General features: G+C 71.3%; 14 protein-coding genes. 2 read left to right on the top strand and 12 right to left on the bottom strand.

Annotation, left to right across the window (positions count from 1 at the left end):
• Window positions 1-9 precede the first annotated feature (9 nt).
• The 10 genes from OV427_RS26750 to OV427_RS26705 form a co-directional block, all read right to left on the bottom strand.
• Window positions 10-1,794, bottom strand: coding sequence for a cation:proton antiporter (locus OV427_RS26750; RefSeq protein ID WP_267859005.1), 1,785 nt, complete (start codon window positions 1,792-1,794; stop codon window positions 10-12).
• Window positions 1,795-1,968: 174 nt separating this feature from the next.
• Complete coding sequence (locus tag OV427_RS26745) at window positions 1,969-3,129, bottom strand: tetratricopeptide repeat protein (protein WP_267859004.1); 1,161 nt, start codon at window positions 3,127-3,129, stop codon at window positions 1,969-1,971.
• A gap of 102 nt (window positions 3,130-3,231) precedes the next feature.
• A complete protein-coding gene (locus OV427_RS26740) occupies window positions 3,232-4,950 on the bottom strand; it encodes an aldehyde dehydrogenase family protein (RefSeq protein WP_267859003.1) in 1,719 nt (572 codons plus the stop codon).
• Between the two features lie 82 nt (window positions 4,951-5,032).
• Entirely contained in the window at window positions 5,033-7,444 is a 2,412-nt protein-coding gene (locus tag OV427_RS26735; protein ID WP_267859002.1) for a M56 family metallopeptidase, read from the bottom strand.
• A 4-nt stretch (window positions 7,445-7,448) separates the two neighbouring features.
• The gene (locus OV427_RS26730) at window positions 7,449-7,832 is read right to left on the bottom strand and encodes a BlaI/MecI/CopY family transcriptional regulator (RefSeq protein WP_267859001.1); all 384 of its coding nucleotides are present in this window, start codon (window positions 7,830-7,832) and stop codon (window positions 7,449-7,451) included.
• A 129-nt stretch (window positions 7,833-7,961) separates the two neighbouring features.
• Window positions 7,962-8,639, bottom strand: a complete 678-nt coding sequence (locus OV427_RS26725; protein WP_267859000.1) for a hypothetical protein — start codon at window positions 8,637-8,639, stop codon at window positions 7,962-7,964.
• Between the two features lie 30 nt (window positions 8,640-8,669).
• Window positions 8,670-10,082, bottom strand: coding sequence for a hypothetical protein (locus OV427_RS26720; protein WP_267858999.1), 1,413 nt, complete (start codon window positions 10,080-10,082; stop codon window positions 8,670-8,672).
• 140 nt (window positions 10,083-10,222) lie between these two features.
• Complete coding sequence (locus tag OV427_RS26715; protein ID WP_267858998.1) at window positions 10,223-10,699, bottom strand: hypothetical protein; 477 nt, start codon at window positions 10,697-10,699, stop codon at window positions 10,223-10,225.
• 172 nt (window positions 10,700-10,871) lie between these two features.
• Entirely contained in the window at window positions 10,872-12,473 is a 1,602-nt protein-coding gene (locus tag OV427_RS26710) for a phospholipase D-like domain-containing protein (RefSeq protein ID WP_267858997.1), read from the bottom strand.
• A gap of 71 nt (window positions 12,474-12,544) precedes the next feature.
• The gene (locus tag OV427_RS26705) at window positions 12,545-12,784 is read right to left on the bottom strand and encodes a chaperonin (RefSeq protein ID WP_267858996.1); all 240 of its coding nucleotides are present in this window, start codon (window positions 12,782-12,784) and stop codon (window positions 12,545-12,547) included.
• Window positions 12,785-13,668: 884 nt separating this feature from the next.
• Between OV427_RS26705 and OV427_RS26700 the strand changes: the two genes are divergently transcribed.
• Together OV427_RS26700 and OV427_RS26695 are read left to right on the top strand one after the other, a co-directional pair.
• Window positions 13,669-14,241: a hypothetical protein gene (locus tag OV427_RS26700; protein WP_267858995.1), complete on the top strand. Its 573-nt coding sequence runs from the start codon at window positions 13,669-13,671 to the stop codon at window positions 14,239-14,241.
• Window positions 14,242-14,345: 104 nt separating this feature from the next.
• Entirely contained in the window at window positions 14,346-15,164 is an 819-nt protein-coding gene (locus tag OV427_RS26695) for a hypothetical protein (RefSeq protein WP_267858994.1), read from the top strand.
• 64 nt (window positions 15,165-15,228) lie between these two features.
• On the opposite strand, the gene OV427_RS26690 is transcribed toward OV427_RS26695, so the two are convergent.
• Window positions 15,229-15,684 (bottom strand): hypothetical protein, encoded by a 456-nt coding sequence (locus tag OV427_RS26690; protein WP_420718281.1) that lies wholly within the window; start codon window positions 15,682-15,684, stop codon window positions 15,229-15,231.
• Entirely contained in the window at window positions 15,681-16,337 is a 657-nt protein-coding gene (locus tag OV427_RS26685; protein ID WP_163994353.1) for an anti-sigma factor family protein, read from the bottom strand. Before OV427_RS26685 ends, OV427_RS26690 begins: the two co-directional genes overlap by 4 nt.
• Window positions 16,338-16,363: the final 26 nt, after the last annotated feature.

Genomic DNA, 16,363 nt, shown 5'->3' with positions numbered 1-16,363 from the left:
GGCCTCTCCTCAGTGCCGGTACTCCGGCCGCTCCGGCCCGCCGTTGCGCGCGGGAGGCGGCAGCGCGGGAGGCGGCGGTGGCCCGTTCGGCCCGGGGCCGTGCGGGTGGTCCTTGCGCAGCGTGTCCAGGAGCTGCGCCACGGCCTCCTCCGAGAGGTCCGTGGACTTCAGCACGCGCGACACCGCCTCCAGCGCCGTCTCCAGCTCTCCCGCGAGCACCTCGCTGGCCCCGCGCTCGCGCAGGTCCGCGATATCCCCCAGTCGCTGCACGCGGACCAGGATGGGCACGCTCGCGTGCAGCCGCCGCGCCGTGGACACCGCCCTCGCCGCGCCCAGCGGGTCGTCCAGCAGCAGCACCAGCGCCCGGGCCCGGTGGATGCCTGCCCGCTCCAGAATCTCCGCGCTGGTGATGTCGCCGTAGTACAGCGACTCGCCCCGCCGCCGCGCCTCGGAGACCACCTCCGGGTCCAGGTCGATGCACACGTGCGGCACCTGGCTCTCCCGCAGTGCCCGCGTCACCAGCTTCCCCGCCGTGCCCAGCCCGCCGATGATGTAGTGGTCGCTCAGCGCCTCGCTGTGCCCCGCCTCCAGGTGGTGTGGCCCGTGCGCGCCGATGAGCGACTCCAGGCGCTTGAGGTGCGCCGCCCCCGCCGCCAGCCTCGGCCCGAAGTGCAGCGCCACCGGCGTCACCACCATCGTCAGCACGCTCATGGTGATGAACAGCCGCTGCTCGTCCGCGCTGAGCAGCCCCGCCTGGCCCCCCTCGTGCGCGAGCACGAAGGAGAACTCGCCAATCTGCGCCAGTCCCAGCCCCGCCAGCACCGCCACCCACGGCGGGAAGCGCATCACCATGGCGCTCACCGCGCCCACCAGTGCCTTCAGCACCAGCACGCCCAGCACCAGCGCCGCCACCAGCAGCGGCCGCTCCATCAGCACCCGCACGTCCAGCAGCATGCCCACGGAGATGAAGAAGAAGCTGGAGAGCGTCTCGCGCAGCGGCAGCACGTCCGCCAGCGCCTGGTGCCCGTAGTCCCCGTCCGCCAGGGCGAGGCCCGCGAGGAACGCGCCCAGCGCCAGCGACAGTCCCGCCAGCGCGGACACCCAGGCGATGCCCACGCACAGCCCCAGCACGGCGAGGATGAACACCTCGCGCCGCCGCGTGGCCGCCACGTCCTTGAGGAAGCGGGGCACCACCGTGCGCCCCAGCACCGCCGTCGCCACCACCAGCAGCGCCGCCTTGGCGAGCACCGAGAAGAGCGCCCCCGCTCCGCCCCGCTGTCCGGCCAGCAGCGGAATGGCGAGCATCATCGGCACCACACACAAATCCTGGAAGATGAGCGCGCCGATGATGAGCCGCCCGTGCGGCGCGTCCACCTCGTGCCGCTCCGCCAGCGCGCGCAGGACGATGGCCGTGCTGGACAGCGCCACCAGGAAGCCGAAGAAGATGCCCCGGGCCGCCGGGACGCCCAGCGCCAGCGCGCCGGCCAGCACGCCCAGCGTGGTGAGCCCCACCTGGAGGCCGCCGCCCAGCAGCAGCACCCGCCACAGCCGCCGCAGCCTCGCCAGGGAGAACTCCAGGCCGATGCTGAACAGCAGCAGCACCACGCCAATCTCCGCGAGCACGGTGATGAGGGCCGCGTCTCGCACCAGCCCCAGCCCACCCGGACCGATGAGCGCCCCCGCCGCGATGAGCCCCGCGATGGTGGGCAGCCGCACATGGCTCAGCGCGAGCACCACCGCCACGGCGACACCGAGCACCACCACCAATTCCTGGAGGACCGCCGGGACTTCCATGGCGGAGGGCCTCCCCAGGCCCCGGGCGGGAGGACACGCGTGCCCGTCACAGACTCCGCGGCGAGGCTCCCCCCTTCATGGGGTAACACGCCTCGCGGGCGGCCCACGCCCCGACTCCAGCGAGCCTCGGCTCGGGGGCCGGGTCGTCCGCAGGGCGCGGAGCACCGCCGGGCTCTAACCTCCGAGCTGCTTCAACAGCCGCTCCGCCTGCTCGCGCACGGTGCCGTCGCCATGGGCAAGCGCCTGCCTCGCATGGCGGACGCACGCCGCCTTGTCCGTGGGGAACCAGGACACCGCCAGGTTGAGGTGCGTCACCGCGTCCTGCGGGTGCGCGGCCAGCACGGGCTCCAGCACCGGCCGGACGCGCTCGTGCGCCTCGTCCTGCAAGAGCAGCAGCGCCAGGTCATTCGCGGGCCCGGGCTCCGTGGGCACCAGCGCCACCGCCTCCTCCAGTCGCTTCCGGGCAAGCCCCCGCTCCATCAACGCGAGGTGCACCTGGGCCAGCGCCTGCAGCGTCTGCCAGCTCCGAGGCGCCATGCGCAGCGCCTCCTCGAAGAGGTCCTGCGCCTCGCGGAAGGCCCCGGCGCTCATCACCGCCAGCCCGTGCAGATAGACGTAGTTGTGGTTGGCCGGCACCAGCTGCCGCAGCTCCTGCACCGCGCGCTTCGCCGCCTCCGGGTTGCCCGCCGTCAGGTACAGCCGGAAGAGGTCCTCCAGCACCGAGCGCCGCATGCCCCCCTGGGCGCTCTCCAGCGCCCGCGTGCCCGCCTGGATGGCCAGCCCCAGTGCCCCCCGGGCGGCGTGCGCGCGCGACAGCATCAAGAGCGGCATGGGCTCGGCCGGAGCCAGCTCCGAGGACTTCTGGAAGTGCGCCGCCGCGCCGTCCACGCTGCCCTGCTGGAGGTGGATGCGGCCCAGTTCGAAGTGCACGTGGGCGCTGCCGGGCGCGACGTCCAGCGCGGACTCGTAGGCCGCGCGCGCACCGGCCAGGTCGCCACGGTCCAGCAGGAGCCCGCCCAGGTTGAAGCGCTCGAAGTAGCCGGCGGTGGGCGCCGCGGCCAGCGTCTTGAGGGCCTCCAGCGCCTCGGCGTCACCCGCCTGCGCGCGCAGCATGGCCAGGTGGGCCTGCGCCTCCGCGTGGTCCGGCTTCACCTTCAAGAGCCGCAGCGTGGCCGCCTCCGCGTCGCCGGCCGCGCCGGTGCTCAGGTGCGTGCGGACGAGCCCCAGGAGACAGTCCACATCATCCGGGTCGACGGAGAGCCCCTTCTGGAAGCTCTTCACCGCCTCCTCGGAGCGCCCCTGCTGCAGGAACTGCCCGCCTTCCCGTGCGTGCATTGATGCCATGCGCCCGGGTTTACCATGGGGCGCCGCGTCCACGCAGTCCGTGGCCCGGCCGCCCGCCCGGTCCCCGCCGCCCGGGGCCCTGGCGCCCCAGGCCTACCGCCGCAGGGCCGCCGTGGCGATACCCGGCACCTTCAGCCAGGACGGCCCCAGCTCGAACTCCACCAGCTTCCGCGCCAGGTCCCGCACGCCCCGGTGCCCCGGCACCCACGGCGGCGCCGGCAGGTTCGTCAGCGGCGCGCGGATGACGGCCTTCTCGATGTCCTCCAGCATGAACGTGTTGTGCACCCAGCCCAGGCCGCTCTGGATGTCCTGCGCGGACGAGGACGGGTGGCCGCCCCACGGCAACGAGACGAGCGCGTAGCCCGCGGCGGGCCACGTATTCACGGCCACCGTGCCGTAGCGCAGCTCTCGGATGGCGCGCTCCACGGCGGCGTGGACGGCCGGGTCCTTGAGCGACTTCGGGTGGACGATGAGCGTGGCGTTGAGGGTGCCCCACACCTTCTCGTTGAGGAAGGGCACCACTTTGTCCAAGAAGGCCACCGGGTCATCCGAGCCGGGCAGGCCCGTCTCCGACAGCACCGTGCACCAGGGCTCCTGGCGGAAGACGCGGTCCTGGGCCTCGGCCGGGTCCACGTCCGGAATCAGCGCGTAGGGCAGCTCGCCCGAGCTCGCATTGCCCACCAGGCGCAGGCGCGCGCGGCCGTCCGTGAATTGCTTCCAGCGCTGCTCCGCGCCCGGGTAGTAAGCTCGGCGCACGGCGGCCCTGCCCAGGCCGGCCTGCACTCCGTCCATGACCTGCGAGCGGCGCGCCCACTCCTTCGGCTGCACCAGCAGCTTGGCGGAGTTGCAGTTGAAGGACGCGTTGTTGGCCACCATGCCGGCGATGTTGTCCGCCTGGTAGCGCAGCTCGCCTTCCGAGTACGGCCCGGGCACCACCACCACGGGGGAGATGTTGCCCAGCTCGCTGGAGAAGGGCTTCGTCATCAGCGGCGCGTTGCGGGCGCGGCGCGCTTCCGACTCGGGGCCGGGCGGGCCCCACACCAGCGCGTCGTGTGTCCTGTCGCTGCCGGTGACGTGCACCTCGTCCACCGCCGGGTGGTTCACCAGCGAGGAGCCCTCCTCCGTGCCGCCGTACACCACGGCGAAGACGTTGTGCTTCGCCAGCGGAGCGAAGGCCTGCTCGAGGAAGGGCCCGAGGTAGGCATTGACGGGGTTCATCTTGAGCACGCATGCGGTGCCCTCGACGAAGAGCTTGTAGAGGCAGTCCGCGGGCGGAATCGAGTTGACGTTGCCACCGCCCAGCACCGCGCAGACCTTCCCGCCGTGGGGCTTGCGGTAGAAGGAGGCCTGGTGCTCGCGGAGGTTGGACGCGGTGACGCCGGGGAGGAAGTAGACCTCGCCCACGTTGCGCGGAAGGAGCATTCCGTCCAGCGCGTCCTTCGGGTAGATGCGCGCCGCCAGCCGCCCATCCTCGAGCGTGCGCAGGTGGGAGGCGGGGATGTACGGCGCGCCGTGCTTCTCGATGTCCTTCAGCGAGTCCACCAGCAGGCGCATGTTGCGCAGCACCACCAGCGGACCGCCCAGCCACTCCTCACCCGCCAGCGGACTGTCCGGGTCGATGCCCTTGGCCTCGCAGGCGGCGCGGACGCTCGGCTCGGCGACGGTGGCGAAGGCGCGGCGCAGCGTCTCCAGCAGCGCGATTCGCTCACGCAGGCCCAGCTTCACCCAGGCGCGCGAGCCCTCCTTCACACGCTGCACCACCGAGTCGAGCGTGCTGCTGGAAGTGGCCTGGGGAATGGCGGCGAGGCTCATTCGGGACCTCCGGGGGGCGAGGGACTCCTCAAGTTAGAGGAGCCGTGCCTCCGGCGTCACGGGCCCGCGCCGGAAACCGTCCTCAGGTGGGCAACGGCTGCCCGAGCCCCTTGCGGAGCGCCTCGTCGATGAGGCCGCGCACCTTCTTCTCGGCCTCGTTCGACTGCGCCTCCTGCTGCTCGCCGAGCTTCTCCTGCTCGCGGCCCAGCGCCTCCTGCTCCTCGCCGAGCTTCTCCTGCTCGCGGCCCAGCGCCTCCTGCTGCTCCCCGAGGGCCTCCTGCTGCTTCTCCAGGACCTTCATCTCCTGCTCCAGCGCCTGCTCCTGCTTGCGCAGCTCCGCCTGGCGGCGGTCGCGCTCGGCCTCGGGGAGGCGCTCCAGGCGCATCTCCTCCAGGTTGAGCCCGGCCTGCTTGTGCGCCAGCTCGGCCTGCTTGATGCCCAGCTCGCCCTGCTTCATTCCCAGCTCACCCTGCTTCTGCCCGAGATCGCCCTGCTTCCCACCCAGCGCGCCCTGCTTCTCGCCCAGGTCTCCCTGGGCCTTGCCCAGCTCGCGCGTGGGCTCGAGGGCCGTGCGCACGGCCTTCAGGGTGGCCGGGTCGCGGATGATGAACGCCTCGCCCTTGCGGCGCACGTAGAGCAGCTCCTTGCCCGGCTGCTTGAACATGCCGGCGAGGTTCAGGTCCACGGAGCTGCCGTTCATCATCGCCATGTTGTCCGCCAGCAGCACGTAGCTGCTGTCGTCGTCGTCATCATCGTCATGGCGACCCCGGGGAGGCGCGGGCGGAGGGGGAGGCACGGGGGCCACCGCGGCCACGCGCGGGAGGGGCAGCACCGACGGCACCGCGCCCACACGCGGGACGGGCAGCCCCGCCGGCACCGGGAGCACGGGCGGAATGCCGGCCACGCGAGGCGTCGGGGGGACGGGCGGCGTGCCGGCCACGCGAGGAGCCGCGGGCGCCGGGGGCACGGGCGGCGTGCCGGCCACGCGAGGAGCCGCGGGCGCCGGAGGCACGGGAGGCGTCGCGGCCACGCGAGCGGCGGGCGGCGCGGGAGGCACGGCGGCCTTCGCCCCCTTCGACGCGTCGTTGGACGCCGGAGCGGCGGGCTCCTGCGCGACGACCTGGAAGGGCACCAGGGCCGCGAGGCCGAGGGCGGAGAGCGCCACCTTCAACAGGCGCCGGGAACGGGCGGGAACGGCATCGACGTGCTCCAACATGCTCAACCTCCTGTGCAATGCGTGAATGTGGGCCGACGCGCCCATGGCGGCGGCGGTACCGGCGCCTCGGGCGACACCGAAGGCAATCAGCAGCTCGCCGTAGTCGGCGGGCTCCGCGCCGGTGAGCCGGAGGGCCTCGGCGTCACACGCCTCCTCCCGCGCCAGCGCGTACTCCCGCGCGGCGCGCCGTGCGAGGGGATGGAAGAAGAGGAGTGCCTCCGCGAGCGCCGGCACCCAGCCGAGCCACAGGTCTCCCCTCCGCAGGTGTGCCAGCTCGTGCGCCAGCGCCATGCGCAGCGCCTCCACCGGCAGCCGCCGCACCGCCTTCGCCGGCAGCACCACCACCGGGTCCAACAGCCCCGTGGCCAGCGGGCTCGCCACCGACTCCGACACCAGCAGCCTCGGCACCCGCCACAGCTTCGCGACGGCGGAGAGCTCCCGCACCTCCGACTCCAGCACCGGGTGCGCCAGCGGGCGCGCGCTCCGGCGCAGGCGCCGCATGGTGGCCCAGCCCCTCACGTGGCTCCGGAGCTGCCACGCCACGCCCGCCGCCCACGCCGCCAGCAGCACCCACGCCAGCACCCGGCTCCAGAGAACCGATTGCATCGCGGTGATGAAGGAGCGCGTGGTGGGAACGGAGGCGGTGTTGCCCGGAGACTCCGTGCGCTCATCCGTCACGATGCTGATGACGGGCAGCCCCGCCGGACGCGACGACAGGCTGGTGGCTCGCTCGTGGCCAGGCACTTCCGTGCGCGCGGCCTCACGGGACAGGGCAACAGTCCCCGCGCCATCCTTGAAGGCAGAGCCTTTCGCGTGCGCGCCCTCACGTGACAGTGAGCCGTGGGCCGCCAAGGTCCGCTCCGGGCTCGCGGCTCGCGGCGCTGAGCTCACGACGGGGACGTCGTTTCGCGCGCTCGACCCACTCGTCACCGCGCCAGCCGCCTCATCGCGCCCACCCACCGCCGCATCCGCCACGGCGGGCAGCGCACCCTCCGGGCTCACCGTGGACGTCATCGCCTCCACGCCGGACACCCGCGCGGCGAGCGACGCCGGCAGTACCGGCAGCGGCACGGGCCGCAGCCAGCCCAGCGACACTACGAACTTCAGCGCCACCAGCCACCACAGCCCGGCGCGCAGCGAGGCCGGCATCTTCGACCAGGACCTCGTCAGCGCCCACACCAGCGCGGCACACAGCGCCCCCTGCCACGAGGCCCGCCACAGCCCCGCGGGCCACGCGGACGCCCACTCCCCGACGTGAGACAGCCAGCCCGTATCCATGTGGCTACTCCTTCCGCTTCTTCGAGCGCAGCCGCGCCACCACGTCCTGGAGCTGCGCGAGCTCCTCGTCGGTGACGTCATCGGCCTCGGACAGGTATGCGGCGAACGGCGACAGGGAGCCGGACAACTGCCGCTGCACGAAGTCCCCCACCACGTCCCGCAGCAGCTCCGTCTCCGGCACCGGCGAGGCGTACTGGAACACGCCCTCCACCTTGTGCCGCGTCAGGTACCCCTTCAGCCGCAGCCGCTCCATCACCGTGAGGATGGTGGAGCGCGCCAGCCCCTGCGGCTCACCGAAACGCTCGGCCACCTCGCCCACGGTGGCCGGGCCGTGCTCCGCCAGGTACCGCAGCACCGTCAGCTCCTGGTCTCCTACCGGCTTCTTCATGCGACCTTCCCGTGACGACAACTGTAGTCACGAAGCAAGGTACGCGTGACTACAGTCGTAGTCAAGTCGACTTCGGTGGGAGTGTCGCGCGAGGCGGGGAGGCACATGCTCACCCGCAAAGCAGCGGCTTCAGCCCGGCTGGCAGCGGAAGCGGAAGTCGCTGGTCCCCGCGCGCACCTGCTCCAGGCGGGCGCGGACGTCAGGGGCTACGGGCGAGCGCGGGAATGATTTCAGGAAGCGCTCCAGCCCGGCCTCCACGGACTCACGGTCGCCGCAGGCGCAGGTGCTCCGGGCCACCGTGTCCTCCAGCGCCGCCACCTCCTGGTCCACCGCCTCCGTGTACGCGCGCGGGTGCGTGGCCCAGAAGCGCGTCCAGTTCCGGTAGAGGGGCTCCAACTCCGGATGGTCGAAGGCGTCACAGCCGCCAGGCGCGTGGTACAGCCGCGACACGCCGTCGTAGGCGTAGGTGCGGCCCAGCAGCGAGAAGAACTCCCGGTCCACGTCGGTGCCCCGCCGCTTCGCCAGCGCGAGGAAGAAGCGTGGGTCCGGCCGGAGGTCGAGCACATCCTCATCGTTGACGAGGAAGCCCGGCAGCGGCGCCGGAGGACCCTCCCGGCCTTCCCGGAGGGCACGGGCCGCGGCGAGCCCGGAGTCGAAGACGCGCTCCAGCGAGAAGCCGACGCCCTGCTCGAAGCGCTCCAGCGTGCGCAGGTAGTCCGCGCGCGCGTCCTCCGCGCCCGCCCCCCACGCAGGGCCCGCCACGGCCAGGAGCACCGCGCCCAGGAGCCCTGTCGCGCGAGCCCTCACCCCCCGCCTCCGCTCCGAAGGCCCAGCGCCTCAGCGCTGGAAGTCCACGCCCACGCCGAGGCCCGCGGTGACGCCGCGCACCAGCGTTCCGTCCGGCTGGGGGAAGTGCACCGTCCCGCCGGAGCCCCAGGCATAGAAGTGGTTGAGGACACGCTGGCGCACCTCCAGGCCCAACGAGTAACGGGGCCGGTCTCCCAGCGCCGTCAGCACCGCGCGAGCCAGGACACGCGTCCGGGCGCCCGGCAGCTCGAAGCCCGCGGACACGTCCGCGTCCGTGCGGCCGAAGCCGAAGTACTGCGCCGCCAGGCTGCCGAGCAGCATCAGCTCGTCCGGGCCGCCCTTCGCCACGCTCAGCTCCAGGTAGCCGGCGAAGCCCGAGGGCAGCACCTCCTCCGCCAGGGGCACCTCGTGCAGGCCCACGCCGGAGAAGCGCCCCAGCTCGTAGTCGGGGCCGAACATGCCGAAGCGGAAGGTGCCTCCCTGCTTGCGTCCCTGCAGGGTGACGCTGAGCTGCGTGCCGCTCGACGTCTGTCCTTCCATCGCGATGCCCAGCAGCCCGCCGAAGTCCGGCGTGTGCCCTTCCGAGAAGCGCGCGCCGCCGCCCAGCAGCGCCCACGTGCGCAGGCGCTCGCCCTTGTAGAGCGCCACGTCGCCGCCCACCGACGCCAGCGTCATCGTCGGCGTCGTTCCGCCCGCGCGGCCCGCGTCATGCGCCGCGGACAGGCGCACGAGGTAGCGGTCGAACCGCTTCGCGTCCTCGCTGGCCATGCGGCCGATGTCCAGCAGCGCCTCGGCCGCGAAGATGCGCGCGGCGAGCACGTCGCTGGCCAGCACCTCCGCGCGCACCGCCCCCTTCACGAACGTCACCGTGCCGCCCGCCGGGTGGTAGTCCGGCGACAGCACGTTGATGTAGCGATTGACGAGGTAGCCGCGCCCCAGCGTCTCGTCGACGAAGGGCTCTACGCGCAGGAAGAACGGCCGACCCTCCTGGCCGATGCGCAGCATGCGCACCACCTGCCCGGCGTCGCTCAACTCATCCCAGTCCTCGCGGCGCAGGTATCCGCCGTAGTCCGTCTCCGCCTGCTTCGGCTCCCCGTCCACCACCCGCAGGCGCAGGTTGGCGCCCAGCCGCAGCACGAAGGTCTCCCCCTTCGTCAGCCCCAGCGCCGGGTACACCCGCGCGAACAGGTCCTGCTCGCCCCCCGGCGTGCCCGAGGGAAAACTCAGCGCGCCCGCTTCCAGTTGGGCGCTGAAGCCGAAGCCCTCGCCACCGGTGCGCGCGCCCGGAGGAGCGGGCTCATCCAGCCGGGCCGTGGTGACGGACGAGGCCCCACCTCCGGAAGAGGGGGCCTCCTCATTGGGGACCTCCTCGATGGTGGAACCGGCCTCGGGTTGCTGGGTGGAAACGAGGGCGAGAAGGACGAAGAAGGGGGCGCCAGTCATCGCCCCCCACTCTACCCGGCCGCGCCATGGGACGAAGCAACCGACCCCCGCAACGTGTGGGTGACACTGCGGTGCGTCGGTACACGCGCACCCGCGCAGGCCCGGAGACCTGGCGGGTGGAACGCGCCGGGAGCCATCTGCTAGCGGCCGTCGCCACCACCGCCGGTGTCACTCTCGGAGCCGCCCTGGGGCTCGGTGCCGGAGCCACCCGTCGCCGCGTCCTCCGACTGGGCGGCGTCCTTGCTGGTGTCGGGGCGCGACTCGCGGTGCGCGCCCGGCTCGTCCACCACGTCCCACTTCTCGCCGTCGCCCGTCGTCACCGAGGTGTCGGTGCCACTGCCGCCGGTGGCCTCTTCGTCATGGACGGTGGGCGCGTCCTTGCGGTCCCGGCGCTCGTTGTCCACCACGTCGGCCGCCTCGCCGGGGCTCTCCCGGGCCTCCTGCTGTTGCTCGGCCTGCTCGCGCGCGGGGTCCTCGCTGGAGGCGCCGGCCTGTCCCGCGCCGCCTGTCGCGCTCGCCGGAACGCTGGCGCTGTCATCCGCCCGCGTGTTCGCGGACTGGCTCGAACAGCCCCAGAAGGTGAGCGCGGCCAGCGCGGCCATCAACGGAAGCTTCATGTGGGAATCTCCTTGGCGAGAGTTGTGCTCCCGACAAGGTGGCGACCCACGGGGGACGGGCAACCCGGCGGACAGGCCCGCCTTCCCTGGCCCGTTCCAGAGCGGACGGCCGGGCGGGCGCTCGCGTCCACCACGCTCCCCGTGCCTTCACCCGCGACCGCGGACGGACGACTCAGCCGCTGGAGCGCCCGTCCTCCGTATTCGTCGGGCAGATGGCGCGATGCGGTCGCTCGGTGCCCGCGCCCACCAGCCAGCGGGACAGCAGGCGGATGCCGGAGGAGAAGAGGCCGTCCTCCGCGCGGTGGAGCGCCTCGAAGAGGGACTCGTCCAGCACGGAGTCCTCCGGGTCGATGATGAGCTCCTCCGGCTCCAGCGACTTGAGCAGCGGGCTCTGGTCGAACACCGTCTGCATCGGGTGCGGGCGCAGCCGGTACAGGCCCGCGGCCGCCATGCCGTCCAGCCAGTCCACGAGGTCTCCGTCGGCGCGCGCCAGCACGCGCACGGACTCCACGCCCTCCAGGCCCGCGTGCTCCGCCATCAGTGACACGCGGATGCGGCGGATGGCGCGCGACACCGCGTCACCGTCCTCCTCCGCCTCCCAGCTCAGGTTCAGCTCCGAGTCCAGCCCCAGGCTGCGGTTGGTGGTGTTGGCCGAGCCCAGCGTGAGGAACCGGTCATCCACCACCATCACCTTCGAGTGGATGTACGTGTAGACGTCCGCGCCGCTCTGCGCGTCACGCCCCGCGGAGCAGTACACGCCGAAGTCATGGCCCATCTCCCGCGCCACGCGCTCCAGCGCGCGCAGGAGGCGCACCTGGGCGATGCCCATGGCCAGTTGCTCGCGCAGCGCCTCGGGCTGCTGCGGCAGCACCAGCATGACCTGGAGACGGCCGCGCCCCGGCTCGCGCATGCGCTTCACCAGGGCCTGGTAGATGGCGCGCGAGGAGAAGTACTGGTTCTCGATGTAGATGAAGCGCTCGGCCGAGTCGATGGCGTCCAGGAACAGCGCGCGCACCTCCTGCACGGCTTCCTGCGGAGGCAGCAGCGTCTTGCCGAAGGTGCGGCTGATGGCCACCGGCCCCGGCGGCGCCGGAATGCTCGGGGTGAAGCCCACGTCGTCACGCGCCACCTTCGGCAGCTTCAGCTCGCCGCCGCCCGAGTGCGCCCAGCGCGCCTCGAACAGCTCCGTGAGCTTGTCCACCACCGGCCCGGTGAGCACGGACTGCACGTCGTGGTAGGGACCGTGCGGGTCCCTCCCGCTGTCACAGCGCAGCGGCGAGCGCACCGGATGATCCCTGTCGTCCCAGCGGCAATCACAGACATCCATGCCGCCGGTAAAGGCCACCTGTCCGTCGATGACCACCAGCTTCTGGTGGTGCGCGCCGTACAGCGGGCTGGACGCATCGAAGCGGAAGCGCACACGCTCGTTCGTCGTCCAGTTGAAGATGAGGTGCTGCATCCACTCGCGTTCCATCGCGAGCAGCAGACTGAAGTCCCAGGCCAGCACGTAGACGTGCAGCTCCGGGTTGGCACGACACAGCTCGTCCAGCATCGGTAGCAGCCGCACCTCGCCGCGCGCCTCGCCGAGGTCGTCGCCTCGCAAGAGCGCCACGTCGCTGTCGAACTGCCAGCCCGTAATCGCGATGTAGCGTCGGGCCTTCTGAGCGGCCCGGTACAGCTCCCGGTAATAGGCGCGCGCGTCCACCAGTACACCCGCGTCGCTCGCCTCCTCTACCGTCCAGCAATTCCGTCCGGGAATGATGACGCGTCTCACCCGTGCAACCCCTTGCCGTCGCCACCAACGCCCTGGCGCCACGGGGTGGCGCACATCACGAAGCCCGCGTGTCAGCCGACGAAGACGATGTGCTTGCCGGTGGCCAGCGTCATGTCGGTGGAGGACACCACCTGGGCCACCTTCTTCACCTCGCCGCCCACCGTGTCGAACGCGGCCGCGATGAGGTCGCCCAGCGTCACCTGCACCTGACGCGCGCTCCGGCTCGCACCCTTCACCGCACGCGCCGTCGTCACCTTCACCTGCCGGGCCTTACGACGGATGACCTGCCCACGCTGAGTCGTCTTCGCCATGATTTCATCTCCAAGGTTGAGGGTGTCTGCCTGTCCTGCGATCTGCCCGCCGCCGCCGCCCTGCACGCCCCTCCCTCAGAGCAACGCCCATGCCGAGCACTAAACCCTCGGGATTACGAGGGTCGCCCGCCTGCCTCCCCCCTGTCGGGGACGGAAAGGCTGACCTTTTTTCAGCCCCTGCCCGGAAAGCCGGACGAAACGTCTCCGACCCGCCCGGAACGCGCCGGGCCCGGGCGTCCCAGGCCCGCGCACCCACTCCCACGCGCGGAACACGCACGCCGCACCACGGGCCCCAGGCGCCTCACCGCACACGCGACTGCCAGAACCGCACGCCCGGGCTGCGAAACCCGCATGCACGGCCTCCCGGCACTTCGTGCATGGCCGCACCCCATGATGGCCACCCGTCACCGGGTGCCTGGAGTTCCGGCACCCACGTGCACGGACTTCCGACACCGGCTGCACGGACCCCCTGCGCCGCCGCGCGCACCACACGGACGTCCAACACCGGCCGCACGGGCCACCCGAGCCGCCGCGTGAACCGCGCGCACCACCGACACCGCCACACGCAACCCGGTGACATCTGCGCGCGCCACCGACATCCCTCCCGCCAGCACAGCACCACTGCACGCGAGCGACCGTCACTGCATTCGACACACACCGAAGCGCAGCTCACCGACATACCCAGACATGCTTCACCTGCCCGCCCGCCCATACCTCCAGCGTGACTCGCACGAGCGCGACTGCACAGCGCGCGCGAGTCAAATCCACACCTGCGGGATTCCCCTTAGTCTCTCTGCCGGAAAATTACAGACAACTCAGGCAATTTGAAAATATTGGAAAAAGCCGGTTCAATGTCTCGCACTCAATGCGAGGGCGTACACCGTATGGATTTGAAGACCCCCCCCGTCACCGCAACAACGCTCCAGCCCATGGCCTACCAGGGCGTGGAAGTCATCGGGCAGTCCATCCTGGCCATCGTTAATGGAATGGAGCTCGCACAATCTCGTGCGCTGAAAATCCTGGCGGAGAACGGCATCAGCCCGCTGAAGGCGGACGCCTGGTACCCGATGCCGGCACTGCTGAAGTCCTTCCAGCTCGTCTTCGAGAAGATTGGACCGAGCACCGTGAGAACGATTGGCCGGAAGATTCCGGACAGCGCGCACTTCCCTCCCGACATCGACACGCTGGAGAAGGGGCTGCGCGCCGTCGACGTGGCGTACCGGATGAACCACCGCGGCAAGGGCGCCATCGGCGGCTACCGCTTCGAGCCCGTCGACAAGCGCAACGCGCGCATGGTGTGTGACAATCCCTATCCATGTGATTTGGACCTGGGCCTCATCGAAGCCATCGGTGACAGGTTCCGCCCCAAGGATTCGCTCTGGGTGCGTATTGAACATGACCCCAAGAGCTGCCGGCGCAGGGGAGACGGTTCCTGCACGTACACCGTCAACTGGTAGCGCAAGCCGCACGCCTTGACGCCCGCCGTGCTCCCCGCGGCGGGTGAGTGCTCCCGACATCTCCGCCTGGCCGGGGCGGGGACCCAACACCGTGAGGAATCACCATGAAGGCCGTGCTCCAACACATCGCCGTCTGCGAGGCGCGGTTCGCCTCACACCCGTTCTTCTCCGACTTGAAGATGGACCGCCCCATTGAGCAGGTGATGGCATTCGCCCCTCGCCTGACCTTCTGGGTGATGACGTTCCAGGACGTGCTGCGGCTCAACGCGCACTTCATCCAGGACGCGCACCTCAAGGCGCTCGCCACGCGGCACCACGCGGAGGAGAGCGGCCATGACCAGTGGTTCGAGGAGGACATCGCCGCGCTCACCGGCGGCTCGCTCAGCATCGGCACCATGTACGGCAAGGCGCACGTGAAGACGCGTGACGCGGCCTACGCCATCATCAGCGAGGTGTACCGCCAGGTGGATGACCGGCTGCGCATCGTCCTGCTGTGGGCGCTGGAGTCCACCAGCCACGTCTTCTTCGGCCGCACCGCCACCATCTCCGCGGTGCAGGGCGCGGACGACCGGCTGAAGTACTTCTCCGACCACCACATGAAGGCGGAGGCGCAGCACGCCATGTTCGAGGAGGAGCTGGCGGCGGAGCTGGAGTCCATGGAGCTGGCGCCCGCCATCCGCGCCGACGCGCTGGCCATGGTGGAGCGCATCTACGGCGCGTTCGATTTGATGTTCGACGGGCTGCGCATCCACCTGGAGCGCGAGCGCGCCGAGGAGCCGGTGGCCGCGCGCCAGGTCCCGCTGCCTCCTCCGGTGACGCTGGAGGCGGAGGACGACGCCGAGGACCTCGACGTGGACCTGACGGACGAGGACGAGACGCCGAGCCCCCGGGTGCTGGACGTCTCCGTCCACCGCGCCGCCTGAAGGGCTCCCCTCGCACGGGCGCCGCGTCATCTTCAAATGAAGGGACGCGGCGCGGGGAAGACGACTACTTCGCCGGCGGGGACAGGACGAGGATGAGCTCGCCGCCCACGTACTTGCCGGCCATCTGGTAGACGGTGCCCTGCCGCCCCAGCTCCACGTCCAGCGTGGCCTTGCGGGGGATGGACATGCGCACCGTGGCGGTGCCGTCCTTCATGCCCAAGAGCTGCAGCGTCGCGTTGGTGCCGTTGGGCAGCTTCAGCTCGGTGGGCTGCTTCGCCGACACCTCGAGCACCTGCAGCGACAGGCGCTTGAAGGACGTGAAGTTCAGGTTCTGCTTCTGGAACTGCTCCTTCATCTTCGCCAGCTCGGGGGGCTCCACCTCGGAGCCCTTCTTCGAGGCGAGCACCACCTCCGCCTGGACCTGGACCTTCTCGTCCTGGGCGCGGGCCGCCACGGGCAGCAGCAACCCGACTCCCAGCAGGGCCAGCACCAGGCGACTCGACACAGCGTGCATTCTCACAGGGGACCTCCCGACGGCCGTGGGGCGTCCGTCCCCGGGCGCGCGGGCCGCTTGAGCCCGTCACCGTCCGGAGACATGCCGCCGCCAATCTCCTCCTCCAGCTCCTCGTCGTCCTTGCCGGAAGACGAGGTGTCACCCGACTCCTCATCCACCAGCCAGATGATGGTACCGCCGTTGTCCGTCTCCATCACCACCGGGGCGACCCGGGCGTTCGCGTTCTGGTAGGGCTGGATGGACTTCACCGTCATGCGCTCGGCCGCGTAGCCCACCGGGGCCCTGTCACTCATGAGCAGCGGCAGCGCCACCAGCACCAGCACGGCGGCGGTGGCGAGCGACGAAATCATCGCCGTGCGCTGGTAGAGGAACATCTCCGACAGCGCCAGCTTCATCCGCTCGATGAGGGGCGGCTTCTCCGGCGTCACCCGCGCCATGACCTTCTGGGCGAAGTCCTTGAAGTCGACGTCGTCCACGGCCATGTCCAGGCCCACCCGGAGCAGTCCCGACTCGGCCCGCAGGTCCGCCGTGCGCCCGGTGCAGTCGCGACACGCGCCCAGGTGACGCTCCACGTTGATGCGCTCGGCGGGCGTCAACTCCCCGTCGACGTACGGGGAGAGCATTGGGACGAAACGCTCACACGCGGGATTTCCGGCCATGACCTTCACCCTGCTTCCTGGTGGGG

Source organism: Pyxidicoccus sp. MSG2 (assembly GCF_026626705.1).
Classification (GTDB): domain Bacteria; phylum Myxococcota; class Myxococcia; order Myxococcales; family Myxococcaceae; genus Myxococcus.
The sequence above is the reverse complement of the archived record's forward strand: the minus strand, read 5'-3'. Positions and strand labels throughout refer to the sequence as shown.

Coding starts and splice junctions, on each gene's coding strand:
- OV427_RS26740 (WP_267859003.1), bottom strand. CDS start 4,950: ATGAGCCTCGCCGCCATTCCCCAGGCCACTTCCAGCAGCACGCTCGAC.
- OV427_RS26685 (WP_163994353.1), bottom strand. CDS start 16,337: ATGGCCGGAAATCCCGCGTGTGAGCGTTTCGTCCCAATGCTCTCCCCG.
- OV427_RS26695 (WP_267858994.1), top strand. CDS start 14,346: ATGAAGGCCGTGCTCCAACACATCGCCGTCTGCGAGGCGCGGTTCGCC.
- OV427_RS26720 (WP_267858999.1), bottom strand. CDS start 10,082: ATGACTGGCGCCCCCTTCTTCGTCCTTCTCGCCCTCGTTTCCACCCAG.
- OV427_RS26700 (WP_267858995.1), top strand. CDS start 13,669: ATGGATTTGAAGACCCCCCCCGTCACCGCAACAACGCTCCAGCCCATG.
- OV427_RS26735 (WP_267859002.1), bottom strand. CDS start 7,444: ATGGATACGGGCTGGCTGTCTCACGTCGGGGAGTGGGCGTCCGCGTGG.
- OV427_RS26730 (WP_267859001.1), bottom strand. CDS start 7,832: ATGAAGAAGCCGGTAGGAGACCAGGAGCTGACGGTGCTGCGGTACCTG.
- OV427_RS26750 (WP_267859005.1), bottom strand. CDS start 1,794: ATGGAAGTCCCGGCGGTCCTCCAGGAATTGGTGGTGGTGCTCGGTGTC.
- OV427_RS26705 (WP_267858996.1), bottom strand. CDS start 12,784: ATGGCGAAGACGACTCAGCGTGGGCAGGTCATCCGTCGTAAGGCCCGG.
- OV427_RS26745 (WP_267859004.1), bottom strand. CDS start 3,129: ATGCACGCACGGGAAGGCGGGCAGTTCCTGCAGCAGGGGCGCTCCGAG.
- OV427_RS26715 (WP_267858998.1), bottom strand. CDS start 10,699: ATGAAGCTTCCGTTGATGGCCGCGCTGGCCGCGCTCACCTTCTGGGGC.